At 72.1% G+C, this 14,598-nt stretch carries 15 protein-coding genes; 5 read left to right on the top strand and 10 right to left on the bottom strand.

The genetic code is table 11. The annotated features are described in order from the left end of the window. Positions 1 to 99: 99 nt before the first annotated feature. Complete coding sequence (locus ACFY6S_RS14290) at positions 100 to 1,389, bottom strand: MFS transporter (RefSeq protein WP_388815741.1); 1,290 nt, start codon at positions 1,387 to 1,389, stop codon at positions 100 to 102. A 119-nt stretch (positions 1,390 to 1,508) separates the two neighbouring features. Here ACFY6S_RS14290 and ACFY6S_RS14285 point away from each other — a divergent pair, with 119 nt between their 5' ends. Then, positions 1,509 to 2,465 (top strand): LysR family transcriptional regulator, encoded by a 957-nt coding sequence (locus ACFY6S_RS14285; protein WP_388817927.1) that lies wholly within the window; start codon positions 1,509 to 1,511, stop codon positions 2,463 to 2,465. Between the two features lie 30 nt (positions 2,466 to 2,495). Here the strand turns inward: ACFY6S_RS14285 and ACFY6S_RS14280 are convergent, their stop codons facing one another. After that, positions 2,496 to 3,374, bottom strand: coding sequence for an alpha/beta hydrolase family protein (locus tag ACFY6S_RS14280; protein ID WP_388815738.1), 879 nt, complete (start codon positions 3,372 to 3,374; stop codon positions 2,496 to 2,498). Positions 3,375 to 3,485: 111 nt separating this feature from the next. On the opposite strand from ACFY6S_RS14280, the gene ACFY6S_RS14275 reads away from it, so the two are divergent. Both ACFY6S_RS14275 and ACFY6S_RS14270 read left to right on the top strand, forming a co-directional pair. After that, the gene (locus tag ACFY6S_RS14275) at positions 3,486 to 4,631 is read left to right on the top strand and encodes an adenosine deaminase (protein WP_388815735.1); all 1,146 of its coding nucleotides are present in this window, start codon (positions 3,486 to 3,488) and stop codon (positions 4,629 to 4,631) included. A gap of 138 nt (positions 4,632 to 4,769) precedes the next feature. After that, positions 4,770 to 5,135, top strand: coding sequence for an ATP-binding protein (locus tag ACFY6S_RS14270; RefSeq protein WP_388815732.1), 366 nt, complete (start codon positions 4,770 to 4,772; stop codon positions 5,133 to 5,135). A 132-nt stretch (positions 5,136 to 5,267) separates the two neighbouring features. On the opposite strand, the gene ACFY6S_RS14265 is transcribed toward ACFY6S_RS14270, so the two are convergent. From ACFY6S_RS14265 to afsQ1, 5 genes are all read right to left on the bottom strand, one after another. Then, positions 5,268 to 5,468, bottom strand: a complete 201-nt coding sequence (locus tag ACFY6S_RS14265) for a PspC domain-containing protein (protein WP_388815729.1) — start codon at positions 5,466 to 5,468, stop codon at positions 5,268 to 5,270. A gap of 92 nt (positions 5,469 to 5,560) precedes the next feature. Next, positions 5,561 to 6,217, bottom strand: a complete 657-nt coding sequence (locus tag ACFY6S_RS14260) for a VanZ family protein (RefSeq protein ID WP_388815726.1) — start codon at positions 6,215 to 6,217, stop codon at positions 5,561 to 5,563. 102 nt (positions 6,218 to 6,319) lie between these two features. Further along, positions 6,320 to 7,108 carry a hypothetical protein gene (locus tag ACFY6S_RS14255; protein WP_388815723.1) on the bottom strand — a complete coding sequence of 263 codons (789 nt, stop codon included), beginning with the start codon at positions 7,106 to 7,108 and terminating at the stop codon, positions 6,320 to 6,322. Next, positions 7,105 to 8,703: an ATP-binding protein gene (locus ACFY6S_RS14250; RefSeq protein ID WP_388817924.1), complete on the bottom strand. Its 1,599-nt coding sequence runs from the start codon at positions 8,701 to 8,703 to the stop codon at positions 7,105 to 7,107. Before ACFY6S_RS14250 ends, ACFY6S_RS14255 begins: the two co-directional genes overlap by 4 nt. Before the next feature lie 56 nt (positions 8,704 to 8,759). Next, entirely contained in the window at positions 8,760 to 9,437 is a 678-nt protein-coding gene (gene afsQ1, locus ACFY6S_RS14245; RefSeq protein WP_388815720.1) for a two-component system response regulator AfsQ1, read from the bottom strand. Positions 9,438 to 9,630: 193 nt separating this feature from the next. Here afsQ1 and ACFY6S_RS14240 point away from each other — a divergent pair, with 193 nt between their 5' ends. After that, complete coding sequence (locus ACFY6S_RS14240) at positions 9,631 to 10,422, top strand: SigE family RNA polymerase sigma factor (RefSeq protein ID WP_388815717.1); 792 nt, start codon at positions 9,631 to 9,633, stop codon at positions 10,420 to 10,422. Between the two features lie 202 nt (positions 10,423 to 10,624). Here the strand turns inward: ACFY6S_RS14240 and ACFY6S_RS14235 are convergent, their stop codons facing one another. Next, entirely contained in the window at positions 10,625 to 11,293 is a 669-nt protein-coding gene (locus tag ACFY6S_RS14235; RefSeq protein ID WP_388817921.1) for a uridine kinase, read from the bottom strand. 198 nt (positions 11,294 to 11,491) lie between these two features. Between ACFY6S_RS14235 and ACFY6S_RS14230 the strand changes: the two genes are divergently transcribed. Beyond that, positions 11,492 to 11,917 (top strand): hypothetical protein, encoded by a 426-nt coding sequence (locus ACFY6S_RS14230; RefSeq protein WP_388815714.1) that lies wholly within the window; start codon positions 11,492 to 11,494, stop codon positions 11,915 to 11,917. Positions 11,918 to 12,248: 331 nt separating this feature from the next. Here ACFY6S_RS14230 and ACFY6S_RS14225 read toward each other — a convergent pair whose 3' ends face one another. Together ACFY6S_RS14225 and ACFY6S_RS14220 are read right to left on the bottom strand one after the other, a co-directional pair. Continuing rightward, the gene (locus tag ACFY6S_RS14225; protein WP_388815711.1) at positions 12,249 to 13,133 is read right to left on the bottom strand and encodes an aldehyde dehydrogenase family protein; all 885 of its coding nucleotides are present in this window, start codon (positions 13,131 to 13,133) and stop codon (positions 12,249 to 12,251) included. Next, positions 13,126 to 14,592: an aldehyde dehydrogenase family protein gene (locus ACFY6S_RS14220; RefSeq protein WP_388815709.1), complete on the bottom strand. Its 1,467-nt coding sequence runs from the start codon at positions 14,590 to 14,592 to the stop codon at positions 13,126 to 13,128. The genes ACFY6S_RS14225 and ACFY6S_RS14220 overlap by 8 nt, the downstream gene beginning before the upstream one ends. Between the last annotated feature and the right edge of the window lie 6 nt (positions 14,593 to 14,598).

Genomic DNA, 14,598 nt, shown 5'->3' with positions numbered 1-14,598 from the left:
GTTGCCCGGACACGGCGGTTTATTTCCGCCCGGGGCCGGGGCCTGCGGCTCCTCGGTACGGGACCCGCGTCTCCGTCGCTGGAACGCCGGCCCCACCGCTCAAGCGGCTGCCGGGGCGGTTCCCCCGCGCGCCGTCCGGGCGCGGTGCGAGCCGTACAGCGTGATCGAGACGACCCCGAGGACCGCCACCAGCCCGAGCAGCACCGTCCCGCTCCAGCCGGCCGCGTGGAAGGCGACAGCGCCGAGCGTGCCGCCCGCACCGCTGCCCAGGTAGTACGCGGACTGGTAGAGCGCCGACGCCTGCGCGCGGCCCGACTTGGCGGTACGGCTCACCGAGGACGAGGCGACCGAGTGGCCCGCGAAGAAGCCCGCCGTGATCAGCACCAGCCCGAGCAGCACCGCCGCCAGCGCGTCGGACAGCGACAGCAGCAGCCCGGCGGCCGTCGTGCTCACCGCCAGATACAGCGCGCCGCGCCGGCCCAGCCGCTCGACCAGCCGGCCGGCCGCGGCGGAGGAGACCGTACCGACCAGATAGACCAGGAAGATCGAGCCGACGATCCCCTGCGGCAGCTGGAAGGGGGCCGCCACCAGCCGGTAGCCGATCGCGGTGTACACCGCGCCGAACACCACCATGAACAGCCCGCCGATCGCGTACAGCCGGCGCAGCAACGGGTCGGCCAGGTGCCCGCCGACCGTCCCCGCCAGCGCGCGCGGGCTCAGCGAACGAGGGGTGAAGTTACGGGCCTTGGGGAGCATGAGGCGGAAGACCACCGCGCACGCCACCGCCAGCAGCCCGACCGCGCCCAGCGCCGCGCGCCAGCCCCACAGCTGGGCGACCCAGCCGGTGAGGACCCGGCCGCTCATCCCGCCGACGCTGTTGCCCGCGACGAACAGCCCGATCGCGGCGACCAGCGCCTTCGGCCGTACCTCCTCCGCGAGATACGCCATCGCCGACGCCGGGAGCCCGGCCAGCGCCGCGCCCTGGAGCGCGCGCAGCGCCACCAGCACCTCGATGTTCGGCGCGAAGGGCACCAGCAGCCCGACCGCCACCGCCACCGCGAGCGAGACCGTCATCAGCGTGCGCCGGCCGAAGCGCTCGGACAGCGCGCTCAGCGGCAGGACGAACAGCGCCAGCGCGCCCGTCGCCGCCGACACCGTCCAGCTGGCCCGGCCCGCCGTCACATCGAAACCCGCGGAGATCGCGGGTAGCAGCGCCTGGGTGGAGTACAGCAGTGCGAAGGTCGCGACCCCGGCGGCGAAGAGGGCGAAACTCATCCGGCGGTAGCCGGGGCCGCCGGGGGAGAGCCGCTCGGGTACGGACTCGGTCGGAGCGGACGGCGCGGCGGAGGCACCCGGGGTGACGGGTGCCTCGGTACTGGCTGAAGGCATGGTCCGAACGTAAGCACCCGCCGTTCATGCGTCCAATGCACAGAATGGCGATAATCGTTCCCATGACGCATGAGCAGAGGTCACAGCGGCGGCTGTCATGGAGCGGTGACGAACACGACATGGACCACACCGCGAGCGGAGACCGCGCGACCCCCGCCGCCGGGCTGGACGCCGAGTCCTGGCCCGCCCTCCTCGCGCCCCGGCTCGCGTACTTCGCCGGGGTGGCCCGCCACGAGCACGTCACCCGCGCCGCCCGGGACACGGGCGTCCCGCAGTCCACGCTCTCCCGCGCCATGGTCCGGCTCGAACAGGACCTGGGCGTGGCCCTGTTCGCCCGCAAGGGCCGTACGGTCTCGCTGACCCCGGCGGGCCGGACGTTCCTCGGCTCGGTGGAACGGGCCCTGGCCGAGGTCGAGCGCGCCGCCGAGTCCGTACGGGCCGACGCCGACCCGGCGTCCGGCAAGGTCGCCTTCGGGTTTCTGCACACCATGGGCTCGGAGACCGTACCCGGCCTGATCAGGGCCTTCCGCGCCGACCACCCCCGGGTGCGGTTCCAGCTCGTGCAGAACTACGGCGAGGCGATGATCGAGCGGCTGCGCGCTGGCGACCTCGACCTCTGCCTGACCTCACCCGTGCCGGACGCCCCCGACCTGGTCGCCCGCAGACTGGACGAGCAGCGGCTGCGGCTCGTCGTCCCCGACGACCACCGGCTCGCCGGCCGCCGCCGGGTCCGCCTGGCGGAGGCGGCCGACGAAACGTTCGTCACCCTCGAACCGGGGTACGGGCTGCGCCGGATCACCGACGACCTCTGCGCCGAGGCGGGGTTCCGGCCGCGCGTCGCCTTCGAGGGCGAGGAGGCCGAGACGCTGCGCGGCCTGGTCGCGGCCGGGCTGGGCGTCGCGCTGCTGCCGCCACCGGCCGTGGCCCGCCCCGGAGTGGTCGAGCTGACGGTCACGGCGCCGCGCGCGGTGCGCGAGATCGGGGTCGCCTGGCTCGACGGCCACCCGGACACCCCGCCGGTCGCGGCCTTCAAGCGCTTCCTGCTCTCCCGCAAGGGCCAACTCCTGCCGGACTGAGGGGGACCCGGCCCGGTGGGCCAACACGCCTTAGCGCCGCAGCGACCGCCCGAACCCCGCCGCCAGCGGCATCCGCAGCCCCAGCGGCGGCGGCGCCGCCAGCGCGTCCGTGACCGGCCGGGAGTAGGCGCGCGACAGCAGCGCGCCCAGCACGAAGTCCGATGCCAGCGCCAGGACTTCGGCGTGGTGCTGGCGCAGCGCGTGGCCGTCGGAGTGGACCTCGAAGCGGCAGGTGTCCCGGTTCGCCTTCTTGGCGCGCTCGGCCAGCCGGTAGGAGAGTTCGGGATCGGTGCGGGCGTCGTCGGTGCCGTGCATGATCAGGACCTGACGGCCCACCAACTGCCGTACGGGCTCCCCCTGTCGTACGGTGTCCCGGCCCCCGCCCCGGCTCCGCTCCCCGTCCGGCTCGCGGGCCTGCTCCCGCTCCCGCTCCGACTCCGGCAGCCAGGGAGCCATCGCCAGTACGGAGTTGACGGCCGGGTGCCCCGCCGCGCGCAGCGCCGCCCGGCCGCCCATGCCGTGGCCCGCCAGACACACCGGCACGTCCCCGTACCGCCGTACGACCTCCCGTACCGCCCACGCGGCGTCCGCCGCGAGCGAGGCGTCCGCGCCGTTCCAGCCGCGCGTGCCGTAGCGCACCGGGTGCACCAGCACTCCCTCGGCCGTCCCGACCCTGGCCAGCGAGCGGGCGAGCGGCAGCATCCGCAGCGCGGCGAGGCGCGAGGGGCCCCTGGTGGAGACGGGCTCACCGGGGGGCAGCACCAGCACCACCCCCGCGACGGCGGCCCCCTCCACGAGCGGCAGTACGGCCCGCCCGAGCCTGGTCCCGCGCTCGTCACGGAGCGTGTGTGCTGCCCCGTCCCGGCCGTCCGTGTGTCCCCCCGGCGCGGGAACCGCCTGCTGTCCCATGGCAGAACAGTCTCAGAAGGACGGGTGTACGCCACCCGTCCGCACGGTCACCGTTGGATATCGTCCCGCTGCACTCTACGCGCGTAGGCGCTGAGGCGTTAGAGTGCTCGGATGACGAGCCAGACGTACCGTCCGCCCACCGTCGACCAGATCCGCCGCGCCCCCAAGGTCCTGCTCCACGACCATCTGGACGGCGGCCTGCGTCCCGGCACGATCATCGATCTCGCCCGTGAGGTCGGCTACGAGGCCCTGCCCGAGCAGGAGCCCGACAAGCTCGGCCTCTGGTTCCGCGCGGCGGCCGACTCCGGCTCGCTGGAGCGCTATCTGGAGACCTTCGCCCACACCTGCGCCGTGATGCAGACCCGCGACGGCCTCTTCCGGGTCGCCGCCGAGTGCGCCGAGGACCTCGCCGAGGACGGGGTGGTCTACGCGGAGGTGCGGTTCGCCCCGGAGCAGCACCTGGAGACCGGCCTCACCCTCGAAGAGGTCGTCGAGGCCGTCAGCGAGGGCTTCCGCGAGGGCGAGCGGCGCGCCCGCGAGAACGGCCACCGGATCAGGGTCGGCGCCCTGCTCACCGCCATGCGGCACGCGGCCCGCGCGCTGGAGATCGCCGAACTCGCCAACCGCTACCGCGACACGGGTGTCGTCGGCTTCGACATCGCGGGCGCCGAGGCGGGCTTCCCGCCCACCCGGCACCTCGACGCGTTCGAGTACATGAAGCGGGAGAACAACCACTTCACCATCCACGCCGGCGAGGCGTTCGGGCTGCCGTCGATCTGGCAGGCGCTCCAGTGGTGCGGCGCGGACCGGCTCGGGCACGGGGTGCGGATCATCGACGACATCGAGGTCGCCGAGGACGGCTCGGTCCGGCTGGGCCGGCTCGCCGCTTACGTACGGGACAAGCGTGTCCCGCTGGAGCTGTGCCCCAGCTCCAACCTCCAGACCGGGGCCGCCGACTCGTACGCCGAGCACCCCATCGGGCTGCTCCGCAAGCTCCACTTCCGGGCCACGGTCAACACCGACAACCGGCTGATGTCCGGTACGAGCATGAGCCGGGAATTCGAGCTGCTGGTCGACGCGTTCGCTTACACGCTCGATGACTTGCAGTGGTTCACAGTCAATGCGATGAAATCAGCTTTCATTCCTTTCGATGAAAGACTGGCCATGATCAACGATGTGATCAAGCCCGGATATGCCGGACTGAAGTCCGAATGGCTGTTCCAGCAGGCGGCTGTGACCAGCGGATCCACCGGCTGAATACGTTCATCGCATAAATCGGGGAAGGGTCCGGGACACGCATGTCCCGGACCCTTCCGGGTGATTGCGGGCAGCGGGCCCCTCTGGCTAACTTGCGGAGCTGCCCATATCCCGCCTTCCCCAAGGACGAAACCCCAGATGAAGCAGTCCGCCGTCAAGACCATCGGTGCCGCCGCCCTCGGCGCCGCCTTCGCCGCCACCGCCGCGGGCAGCGCCTCCGCCGCGCCGTCCCTTCCCGAGACCGGCGCGGCTCTGGACACCGTCGGTGTCGTCGCGCAGACCCTGCCGCTGGAGACGGTCGCGGAGAAGCTCCCCGCGCCCGCCTCCGAGGTGGTCGCCACGGGCCGCTCCGTGCTCAACGGCGTGCAGAAGACCACCAAGCCCGGCTCGAAGGCGAAGGGCGCCGCCAAGGCCGACCCGCTCAAGGGCCTGCTCGGCGGTCTGCCCATCAACGGCCTGACCTCGGCCGGCGGCAACGGCCTCAACGGACTGCCGCTCGGCTGATCCCGGCCGACGCCGCACCTGCGCGGTGGGGCGGCGGAACCCCCTCGGGTCTCCGTCGCCCCACCGCGCATATGTGTGTGCGCCGGGGCCACCGGGCCGTGATCAGGGCCGGGTGGCCGGGGCCGCCCGGGTCTACCAGGCGGTCGAGGCGGTCTTCTCTCCCGGCAGCAGCATCCACAGCGCCAGATAGAGCAGGAACTGCGGTCCCGGCAGCAGACACGAGACCACGAAGATCACCCGCATCGTGCCGGCCGAGATACCGAAGCGCCGTGCCAGCGCCGCGCACACCCCGCCGAGCATGCGTCCTTCACGGGGGCGGACCAGTCCTGGCATGGTGGGCTCCTTCGCGAGCGCGTCGCGGGAGCCTCTCCTTCGTGCTCCCGTCCTCTCCCATGGTGGAACGGGAAAGCGGACGAAGCGTCGCTCTAAGGGGCGATACCGACCCTGGAAATCGTCGGGGTCGCCCCCTGCGGGGCAACGTCCCGTGACCCACCGCGTGACGCTTCCCGCACCCCGCCCCGCGGAACCCCGCCCGACGCCGGCCCCCGCGACAGCCACCCCCGCGGCCCTTCGCCCCCGGAGCCGCCCCTCAGCCGGCCCGCGCCCCGTACCGTACGGAGCCGGACGCCGCGACGCAGCCTGGCCCGGCCCGCCGGCACCACCACCAGATGGGCCAGCGCCACCCCCACCGTGTTCAGCAGAAGCGAGTCCACGTCGGCCACGCGGCCGGGCACCGCGGTCTGCACCAGCTCGATCCCGAGCGAGACCAGCGCACCGGCCGTCACCGTGCGGGTCAGCGAGGCCCAGAAGGAGACCGAGAGCCGGCCGTCGACCACCGGCAGCAGTACACCGAGCGGCGCCAGCAGCATCAGCCCGCCGCCGATCCGGCGCACGGCCTCCAGCGGACCGAGGGCCAGACTCGCCTCGATACCGGCGAACGGCGTCAGATTGGCCGCGTCCACCCACATGACGTCCAGTGGGCGGAGCGTCAGCCACCCCACCAGCAGCAGATGCATGAGGAGGAGGACGAATCCCGCCCTACGGGAGCGGATGACGGCACTGCCGCCCGGACCTTGACGCACGATGCCCAAGACGCGCCGCCCGGCGGAAACGGTTCCGCCGGGCACGGAAGAAAACCCTCATGAGACGGGCGTCACCCGCGTGGCGGTCTTGACTGTCCTGACTCACTCCGGAGACGCGTCGGGCGAGCGGGCGACGAGCCACTCGCCGTCGTCCCTCTGCCCCGGCCGTCCGTCTGCCGGGGCGGCGATCGGTCCGGTGGTCGGCACGTCGCTGTCCGGATGGGTCTTCGTCTCCTGGTCGCACGTGTAACCGCGCGCCCGGTAGTCGCCGGGACCGCCCAGCACGACCGCGCCGTCCGTGGCCCCGCTCTCCGCCAGCGTGCACACGATCTGGGCGAGCGCCACCGCCGGCAGGTCCTCCGGCTGGCGATTGATCCGCAGCGTCCCGGAAGGGTCCCCCTTACGGGGAGCGGAGACCAGCAGCGGCCCCCGTACCGAGGTGGTGAAGCCCGCCTCGCGCTCGGCGGCCGAGGGCTGCGTCTGAAGCTCGTCCAGCAGTCCCTGCGCGATCTTCCTCCGCGAGTCGTCCGACGCGCCGGCCTCGGGAACCTTTGCCGAGCGCTCCACGGGCGTCAGACCGGAGGAGCACACCAGATAGACCCGGGCCGGGACGCCGGGCCGGGCCTGCGTGACGACGTTCTCGTCGGAGATCTCGCAGGGCATCCGCGAGGGCGCCGCTCCGGCGTCCACCGGTATCGAGGTGGTCCTGATCCCGCACGCCGGGGCGAGTACGGCGAGCGCGAGCACACCGGTGAGGCGTACGAGGCGTGCGAGGCGACCGAGACGCACCGGGCGGGCCGGGCTCGCGGGACGCGCGGCGGCGGGCCCGCCCGCTGCCCGGCCCCCGTACCCGCTCATGTTCCCGCGCCCGCTCGTGTCCGCGCGCGTCACGACGCGTCGCCTCCCTCTCGCCGCTGCGACCGCCGCTCGGGCCCGCCGCCCGTCCGTCCGTCGTCCGCCTGCCCGTCCGGGTCCCGCAGCGCGTCCTCGCCACTGTCGCGCGGCAGCCGCAGGACGAACATCGCCCCGCCGTCCGGCACGTTCGACGCCGTGATGTCCCCGCCGTGGATGTGCGCGTTCTCCACCGCGATCGACAGGCCGAGCCCGCTGCCCTCGGACCGGGGACGCGAGGCGCTCGCCTTGTAGAAGCGGTCGAAGACATGCGGCAGCACCTCCTCGGGGATGCCGGGGCCGTGGTCCCGTACCTCCACGACCAGCGTGTCGCCCTCCGTGCGCACCGCCACCCGCACCGGCGATCCGCCGTGCTTGAGCGCGTTGCCGATCAGATTCGCCATGATCACGTCGAGCCGGCGCGGATCGAGCCGCGCCATGATGCCGCGCTCGGCGTCCAGATCCACCGCGTCCAGCCAGGCCCGCGCGTCGATGCACGCCGTCAACTGGTCGGCCACGTCCACATCGTCCAGCACCAGCCGCGCCGTACCCGCGTCGAAGCGGGTGACCTCCATCAGATTCTCCACCAGGACGTTCAGCCGACGGGTCTCGCTCACCACCAGCGTCACCGCGGGCGCGATCATCGGATCCAGGCTGTCCGCCTCCTCCTCCAGCACCTCGGTGACGGCGGTCAGCGCGGTCAGCGGGGTACGCAGCTCGTGCGACATGTCCGCGACGAAGCGACGGCTGGACTCCTCCCGCGCGCTCATGTCCGCGACCTTCTTCTGGAGCGACTCGGCCGCGCTGTTGAACGTACGGGAGAGATCGGCCAGTTCGTCCGTGCCCGAGACCCGCAGCCGCGTGTCGAACTGCCCCTCGCCGAGCTGCCGCGCCGCCTCGCCCAGCCGCTGCACGGGCCGCAGCACGGTCGTCGCCGCCGCCTGCGCGAGCAGGGCCGAGCCGATCAGCGCGACGGCCGTGGCGATCCCCAACGACCAGGACAGGGAGTTCAGATCGGCGCGTTCCTGGTCGAGGGACTTGAACAGATAACCGGTCGGCCCGCCCCCGATGATCCGGGTACCGGCCACCAGATACGGGGTGTCACCGCGCTCGGTCCGCTGCCAGAAGACATGGAACTCGTGCTGGTTGGCCGAGGTGACCCGCTGCCGGTCGTTCACCGCGTCCTGAAGCGACTTCGGCACGTCGTCCAGGGTGAACGTGTCCGGATCGGAGGCCGCCACGATCGGCTTTCCCTCATCCCGCTCCCCGATCAGCAGCACGCTGTAGCCGGAGTTGTCGCCCGCCATCTGATCGGCGGTGGTCCGCAGATCGGTCTGGGCCGGCCGCAGCGGCAGCTCGGCGGCGCGGTTCTGCATCTCCTGCTTGAAGTCCTTGAGGGTCGCCTCCTGCGTACGGGTCAGTACGGCCTCGCGGTTGAGCCAGTACGCGATCCCCGAAGCCGAGACGGCCGCGGTCAGCGCGACGGCGCCGAAGACCACCACCAGCCGCAGCCGCAGACTCGACCAGCGCAGCCCGGTGAGCAACGCCCTCCGCGTGGCACCGGCCCCACCGCCCGCCGCGGACCCGTCCGCCACATCCTCGTCCCTGCCCGGCGGCCGCTGGTCCGGCCCGCCCCCCGAGGTCGTATCCGTCACGAAGGCGCGTCCAGCCGGTAGCCCACACCCCGTACGGTACGGATCAGCGTCGGCGAGGACGGCACGTCCTCCACCTTCGCGCGCAGCCGCTGGACACACGCGTCCACCAGCCGTGAGTCGCCGAGATAGTCGTGCTCCCACACCAGCCGCAGCAGCTGCTGCCGCGACAGGGCCTGGCCCGGACGCCGGCTCAGCTCCAGCAGCAGCCGCAGCTCGGTCGGGGTGAGCTGCATGTCCTCACCGTTCTTGGTGACCGTCATGGCGGCCCGGTCGATCACCAGACCGCCGAAGGTCGCGGAGTCCGTGGACTCCCGCTCGCCCCGCCGCAGCACCGCGCGAATCCTGGCGTCCAGGACCCGGCCCTGTACGGGCTTCACCACATAGTCGTCGGCGCCCGACTCCAGGCCGACCACCACATCGATGTCGTCGTTGCGCGCCGTCAACAGGATGATCGGCAGCTGATCGGTGCGCCGGATGCGCCGGCACACCTCGAAGCCGTCGATCCCGGGCAGCATGACGTCCAGCACGATCAGGTCCGGGCGCTGCTCCCGCAGCAGTTTCAGGCCGTCCTCGCCCGTCGCCGCGGTGGCCACACGGTGACCCTGGCGTGACAACGAGAGTTCGAGGGCCGTGCGGATGGCGTCGTCGTCCTCGATCAGCAACAGAAAAGGCACAGGGAGCATTCTGTCTCATGGGGGACCGGAGTTCGACTGCCGGACGGTTCCCACCTGTTCCCGCACTTCTTCCACACGGAAGAGGGACCCCTGTGACACGGCTGTGACAGTCGGAGGACAGGGTGATGAAACTGCCCCGGCAAGCTCATTGGCACAAGGAACGAAAGCAACTCCAACCGACGGGGGGCGCGGGATGAACGCACCGCACGGCACGGCGACGAGCACGGCAGTGGTCACGCGTCTGCACGACGTCGCGAGGAGCGGCGAGAAGTCCGGTGCCGGGAACGGACGGGGGTGCGTTCGCGGCACCGGGCGTCAGCACAGGCCGCCGTACATGGCGGCCTTCGACGCCCCCAGGCTCCCCCCGTCACCTCGGGTGGCCGGCGGGGGAGTCGCGTACGGGGAGGTCTCGGGGGAGCGGACGCTCCGGACGGACACGGCGGGCACGGGGGAAACGGGGGACGCCGAAGCGGCGTTCACCGCCTACGTCCAGGAGCGCCGCGCCTCCCTGTACGCGACGGCATACCACCTGACCGGTGACCGTTTCGAGGCCGAGGACCTGCTCCAGAGCGCCCTGTTCTCCACCTACCGGGCGTGGGACAGGATCAGCGACAAGGCGGCGCTCGGGGGCTACCTCCGCCGCACCATGACCAATCTGCACATCAGCGCCTGGCGCAGGCGCAAGCTCAACGAGTATCCGACCGAGGAGCTGCCGGAGACGGCGGCCGACACGGACGCGATGCGCGGTACGGAACTGCGCGCGGTGCTCTGGCAGGCGCTCGCCCGCGTCCCGGAACTCCAGCGCACCATGCTGGTACTGCGCTACTACGAGGGCCGCACCGATCCGGAGATCGCGGAGATCCTCGACATCAGCGTCGGCACGGTGAAATCGAGCATCTGGCGGTCGCTCCGCCGGCTGCGCGAGGACGAGGTCCTCAGCTTCGGCCGTGACGAGGAGGAGTCCTTCGGCGAGTTGGTCGCCTGAAGGACGTGCGGGGCCCGATGTCCCCGGGGGGAGGCGTCGGGAGCACGGGGGAGGGGAAACACGGGAACCCGGGGGGAAACGGGGGCCCGAGGGGGAAGAACACGGGGGCACGGGGGAACACGGGAAGAAGGCGGGACCCGACAGGCCGGGGGGCTTGTGGGGTCCCGCTTTCCGTGCGTCTCGCCGCGTCCCGCGCGTCCCGTCAGCCGCGTACGGTACGGGCGGCTCCGCCGCCGGGGGCGGCGCCGCTCGGGGCCTGGTCCTTGCGCGGTTTCACGCACCGGCCCGCCGCCGCGGCCGTGATGCGGCCCAGCGCCTCCGCCTTGTCGCACGGATACGCGCCGAGCGCCGTCTGCCGGCCGACGATCGCCCGCTCCGCCCGCATCAGCCGCCACCCGCGCCGCAGCAGGAACGGCACCGACTTCCGGCCCTCGCGCAGATCGCGCGTCAGCCGTCGCCGGAACGTCGTGGAAGGGCGGCCGCGCAGACAGATCGCGTCGGCCAGCACCCCCAGCTCCTGGCAGCGCGTCACGATGTCGGCGGCGAATATGCCCTCGGCGAGGAACAGCGGGGTGCGGTCGATGTCGAGCACCTCGGTGTCCACCCGTGAACTGGTCGCGATGGAGTAGACGGGAACGGTCGTACGCCCCGTACGGCACAGCTCCACGACCGCCGCCACGGCGGCGTCCGCGTCCCAGGACCTGGCGGAGTCCCAGTCGATGTCCGTGCTGTCCGGGACGAGCGGCAGCGTCGGGTCGTCACCCTCTTTGTAGAAGTCGTCAAGACGCAGCACGGGCAGGCCGGTACGGGCGGCGAGGGACGACTTTCCGGAACCGGAGGGGCCGGCGAGCAGCACGACGCGGGTCGGCATGGTGGGAGCGGTCACGGGACACCAGTGTGCGGCATGCGAGCGGTAAGTGAACCCCCGGGGAACCTTTGAGCGGCATCGGCGGCCGGCTTCATCCGGTTTGGCGGGTTTGGTGGAATCGCACGCCTCATGTCAACTACGCTGCGTGTCATTCCGCTTACCCGATCCACGGCCCGATCCACCGGCCAGGCAGGACATCCCATGGCGCGTCACGCAGCTCCCACCCCTCCACGCCGCACTCTGCTGCGCGCGGGTCTGACCATCACCGCGGCGGGCGCGGCGCTGGGCCTCGGCACGGCGGCGGCCCAGGCGGCGGCTCCGGCCGCGCCACCGCCCCTGTCGGGTACGGACAAGCCGCTCCTCGACGCGGCGGAGCTGCCGATCGCCGGCCAGGCCGTCAGCACGGCCCTCGGCCACTCCGCCGCGGGCGCGCTGGGCCCGGTCAAGAGCCTCCAGCTGGACCCGCTGGCGGGTACGGGCACCGATCCGCTCGACAACGCCCTGGGCACCCAGATCGCCGACTTCAAGCCGATCTCCACGGCGGCGGTCACCGGCCCGATCACGGACGGCGGCGCGCTCAAGGACCTGCCGCTGGTGGGGGACGTGGTGGGGCTGCTGCCGGGGTGAGGGGGCTTCGCTCAGGTGCCGCGCCCCAGGCGCATGACGGTGACGGTGATCGCTGCGTCATCGATCTCGTAGACAAGTCGATACAGCCCGATCTGGATGACGGAGGTCCGGAGAGCCGTATGCGAAGGATCCGTCGGGACGTGGCTCGTGGGCCGACAGGTCAACAGAGGCGAAGACCTGTAGGAGACCGTCCGGCTTCCGTCATCGCGTAGGTCTCGGTCATGTACAGAAGCGCACTTTTCTGCACAGTGCTGTGCGCTGAAGAAGTCCCGCACTCCCCCGAGCAGGGGAATGCGGGACTTCGGGTCCGCAGCGCCGGTGTGCCGGACTGTCAGTAGGACGAGCCCGACGCGCCCAGGCTGCCCGTCGGGTGCCAGACCGTCTTGGTCTCCAGGAAGGCCGTCAGCCGGTGGGTGCCCTGGTCGGCGGTCCAGTCCTCCGGCTTCGGGCGCCGTACCCGCTTCAGGTTGTCGGCCGCCGCGATCTCCAGCTCCTTGGCGAGGGGCTCGTCCGCGCCGGTGAGGTCGATCCCGTTGACGTCCTGGTGCGCGGCGAGGGGCGCCGCGATCTCGGCGGTCCTGCCGGACAGTACGTTGACGACGCCGCCCGGCAGGTCGGAGGTGGCCAGCACCTCGCCCAGGGAGAGCGCCGGCAGCGGATGCCGCTCGCTCGCGACGACGACCGCCGTGTTGCCCGTGGCGATCACCGGGGCGATCACCGAGACCAGCCCCAGGAAGGACGAGTCCTGCGGCGCGAGCACCGCGACGACACCGGCCGGCTCCGGGGTGGACAGGTTGAGGAACGGACCCGCGACCGGGTTCGCCCCGCCCGCGATCTGGGCGATCTTGTCCGTCCAGCCCGCATACCAGACCCAGCGGTCGACGGCCGCGTCGACCACGGCCGCCGCCTTCGGCTTGGACAGGCCCTCGGCGTCGGCGACCTCCCGTACGAACTGGCTCCGGCGGCCCTCCAGCATCTCGGCGACGCGGTAGAGGACCTGGCCCCGGTTGTAGGCGGTGGCCCCGGACCAGCCGCCGAACGCCTTGCGGGCCGCGACGACCGCGTCACGGGCGTCCTTGCGGGAGGACAGGGGGGCGTTGGCCAGCCAGGCGCCCTTCGCATCCGTCACTTCGTACACCCGGCCGCTCTCGCTGCGGGGGAACTTGCCCCCGACGTACAGCTTGTAGGTCTTGAGGACGTTCAGACGGTCAGACATCGAGGTATGCCTCCAGGCCGTGACGGCCGCCTTCACGGCCGTAGCCCGATTCCTTGTAGCCGCCGAAGGGCGAGGTCGGGTCGAACTTGTTGAACGTATTGGCCCAGACGACGCCCGCCCGGAGCTTGTTCGCGACCGCGAGGATGCGCGAGCCCTTCTCCGTCCAGATGCCCGCCGACAGCCCGTACTGCGTGTTGTTGGCCTTCGCGACCGCCTCGTCCGGCGTGCGGAACGTCAGCACGGACAGCACCGGGCCGAAGATCTCGTCCCGCGCGATGGTGTGCGCCTGGGTGACGTTGGTGAAGACCGTCGGGGCGAACCAGTAGCCGGACGACGGCAGTTCGCACGCGGGCGACCAGCGCTCCGCGCCCTCCGCCTCGCCCGCGTCGGCCAGCGTCTTGATACGGGCCAGCTGCTCGGCCGAGTTGATCGCGCCCAGGTCCGTGTTCTTGTCCAGCGGGTCCCCGACCCGCAGCGTCGCCAGCCGGCGCTTCAGCGCGTCCAGCACCTCGTCGTGGACCGACTCCTGCACGAGCAGCCGGGAGCCGGCGCAGCAGACCTGGCCCTGGTTGAAGAAGATGCCGGTGACGATGCCCTCGACGGCCTGGTCGACGGGCGCGTCGTCGAAGACGATGTTCGCGCCCTTGCCGCCCAGCTCCAGGGTGGCCCGCTTCCCCGTCCCCGCGATCTGCCGCGCGATGGCCTTGCCCACGGCGGTGGAGCCGGTGAAGGCGACCTTGTCGACGCCCGGGTGGCCGACGAGCGCGGCGCCCGTCGAACCGTCACCCGTGACGATGTTGACGACGCCCCTGGGCAGCCCCGCCTGGCGGCAGATGTCCGCGAAGAACAGCGCGGAGAGCGGGGTCGTCTCGGCGGGCTTCAGGACGACCGTGTTGCCGGTGGCGAGCGCCGGGGCGATCTTCCAGGCCAGCATGAGGAGCGGGAAGTTCCAGGGGATGACCTGGCCGGCGACGCCGAGCGGGCGGGGGCTCGCGCCATAGCCCGCGTGGTCGAGCTTGTCGGCCCAGCCCGCGTAGTAGAAGAAGTGCGCGGCGACCAGCGGGAGGTCCGCGTCGCGGGTCTCCTTGATCGGCTTGCCGTTGTCGAGCGTCTCCAGGACGGCCAGCTCGCGCGAGCGCTCCTGGATGATCCGGGCGATACGGAACAGGTACTTCGCCCGCTCGGCGCCGGGCAGCACCGACCACTTCTCGAACGCCGCGCGGGCGGCCTTGACGGCCCGGTCGACGTCGTCCTCGCCGCCCTGGGCGACCTCGGACAGCACCTCTTCGGTGGACGGGCTGACGCTCTTGAAGACCTTGCCGTCGGCCGCCTCGGCGAACTCGCCGTCGATGAACAGGCCGTAGCTGGGGGCGATGTCGACGACCGAGCGGGACTCGGGCGCTGGCGCGTAGGCGAACGGGTTCGCGGACGCGGTCTCGGGTGCGTTCTTGGATGCCATCTCTGC

The organism is Streptomyces sp. NPDC012835 (assembly GCF_042900885.1).
Classification (GTDB): Bacteria; Actinomycetota; Actinomycetes; order Streptomycetales; family Streptomycetaceae; genus Streptomyces.
This window is presented reverse-complemented; position numbering and strand designations above follow the sequence as displayed.

Excerpts from the sequence above, each read along its gene's own strand:
- ACFY6S_RS14290 (WP_388815741.1), bottom strand. The coding sequence starts at position 1,389 with ATGCCTTCAGCCAGTACCGAGGCACCCGTCACCCCGGGTGCCTCCGCC.
- ACFY6S_RS14285 (WP_388817927.1), top strand. The coding sequence starts at position 1,509 with ATGGACCACACCGCGAGCGGAGACCGCGCGACCCCCGCCGCCGGGCTG.
- ACFY6S_RS14280 (WP_388815738.1), bottom strand. The coding sequence starts at position 3,374 with ATGGGACAGCAGGCGGTTCCCGCGCCGGGGGGACACACGGACGGCCGG.
- ACFY6S_RS14275 (WP_388815735.1), top strand. The coding sequence starts at position 3,486 with ATGACGAGCCAGACGTACCGTCCGCCCACCGTCGACCAGATCCGCCGC.
- ACFY6S_RS14270 (WP_388815732.1), top strand. The coding sequence starts at position 4,770 with ATGAAGCAGTCCGCCGTCAAGACCATCGGTGCCGCCGCCCTCGGCGCC.
- ACFY6S_RS14265 (WP_388815729.1), bottom strand. The coding sequence starts at position 5,468 with ATGCCAGGACTGGTCCGCCCCCGTGAAGGACGCATGCTCGGCGGGGTG.
- ACFY6S_RS14240 (WP_388815717.1), top strand. The coding sequence starts at position 9,631 with ATGAACGCACCGCACGGCACGGCGACGAGCACGGCAGTGGTCACGCGT.
- ACFY6S_RS14235 (WP_388817921.1), bottom strand. The coding sequence starts at position 11,293 with ATGCCGACCCGCGTCGTGCTGCTCGCCGGCCCCTCCGGTTCCGGAAAG.
- ACFY6S_RS14230 (WP_388815714.1), top strand. The coding sequence starts at position 11,492 with ATGGCGCGTCACGCAGCTCCCACCCCTCCACGCCGCACTCTGCTGCGC.
- ACFY6S_RS14225 (WP_388815711.1), bottom strand. The coding sequence starts at position 13,133 with ATGTCTGACCGTCTGAACGTCCTCAAGACCTACAAGCTGTACGTCGGG.
- ACFY6S_RS14220 (WP_388815709.1), bottom strand. The coding sequence starts at position 14,592 with ATGGCATCCAAGAACGCACCCGAGACCGCGTCCGCGAACCCGTTCGCC.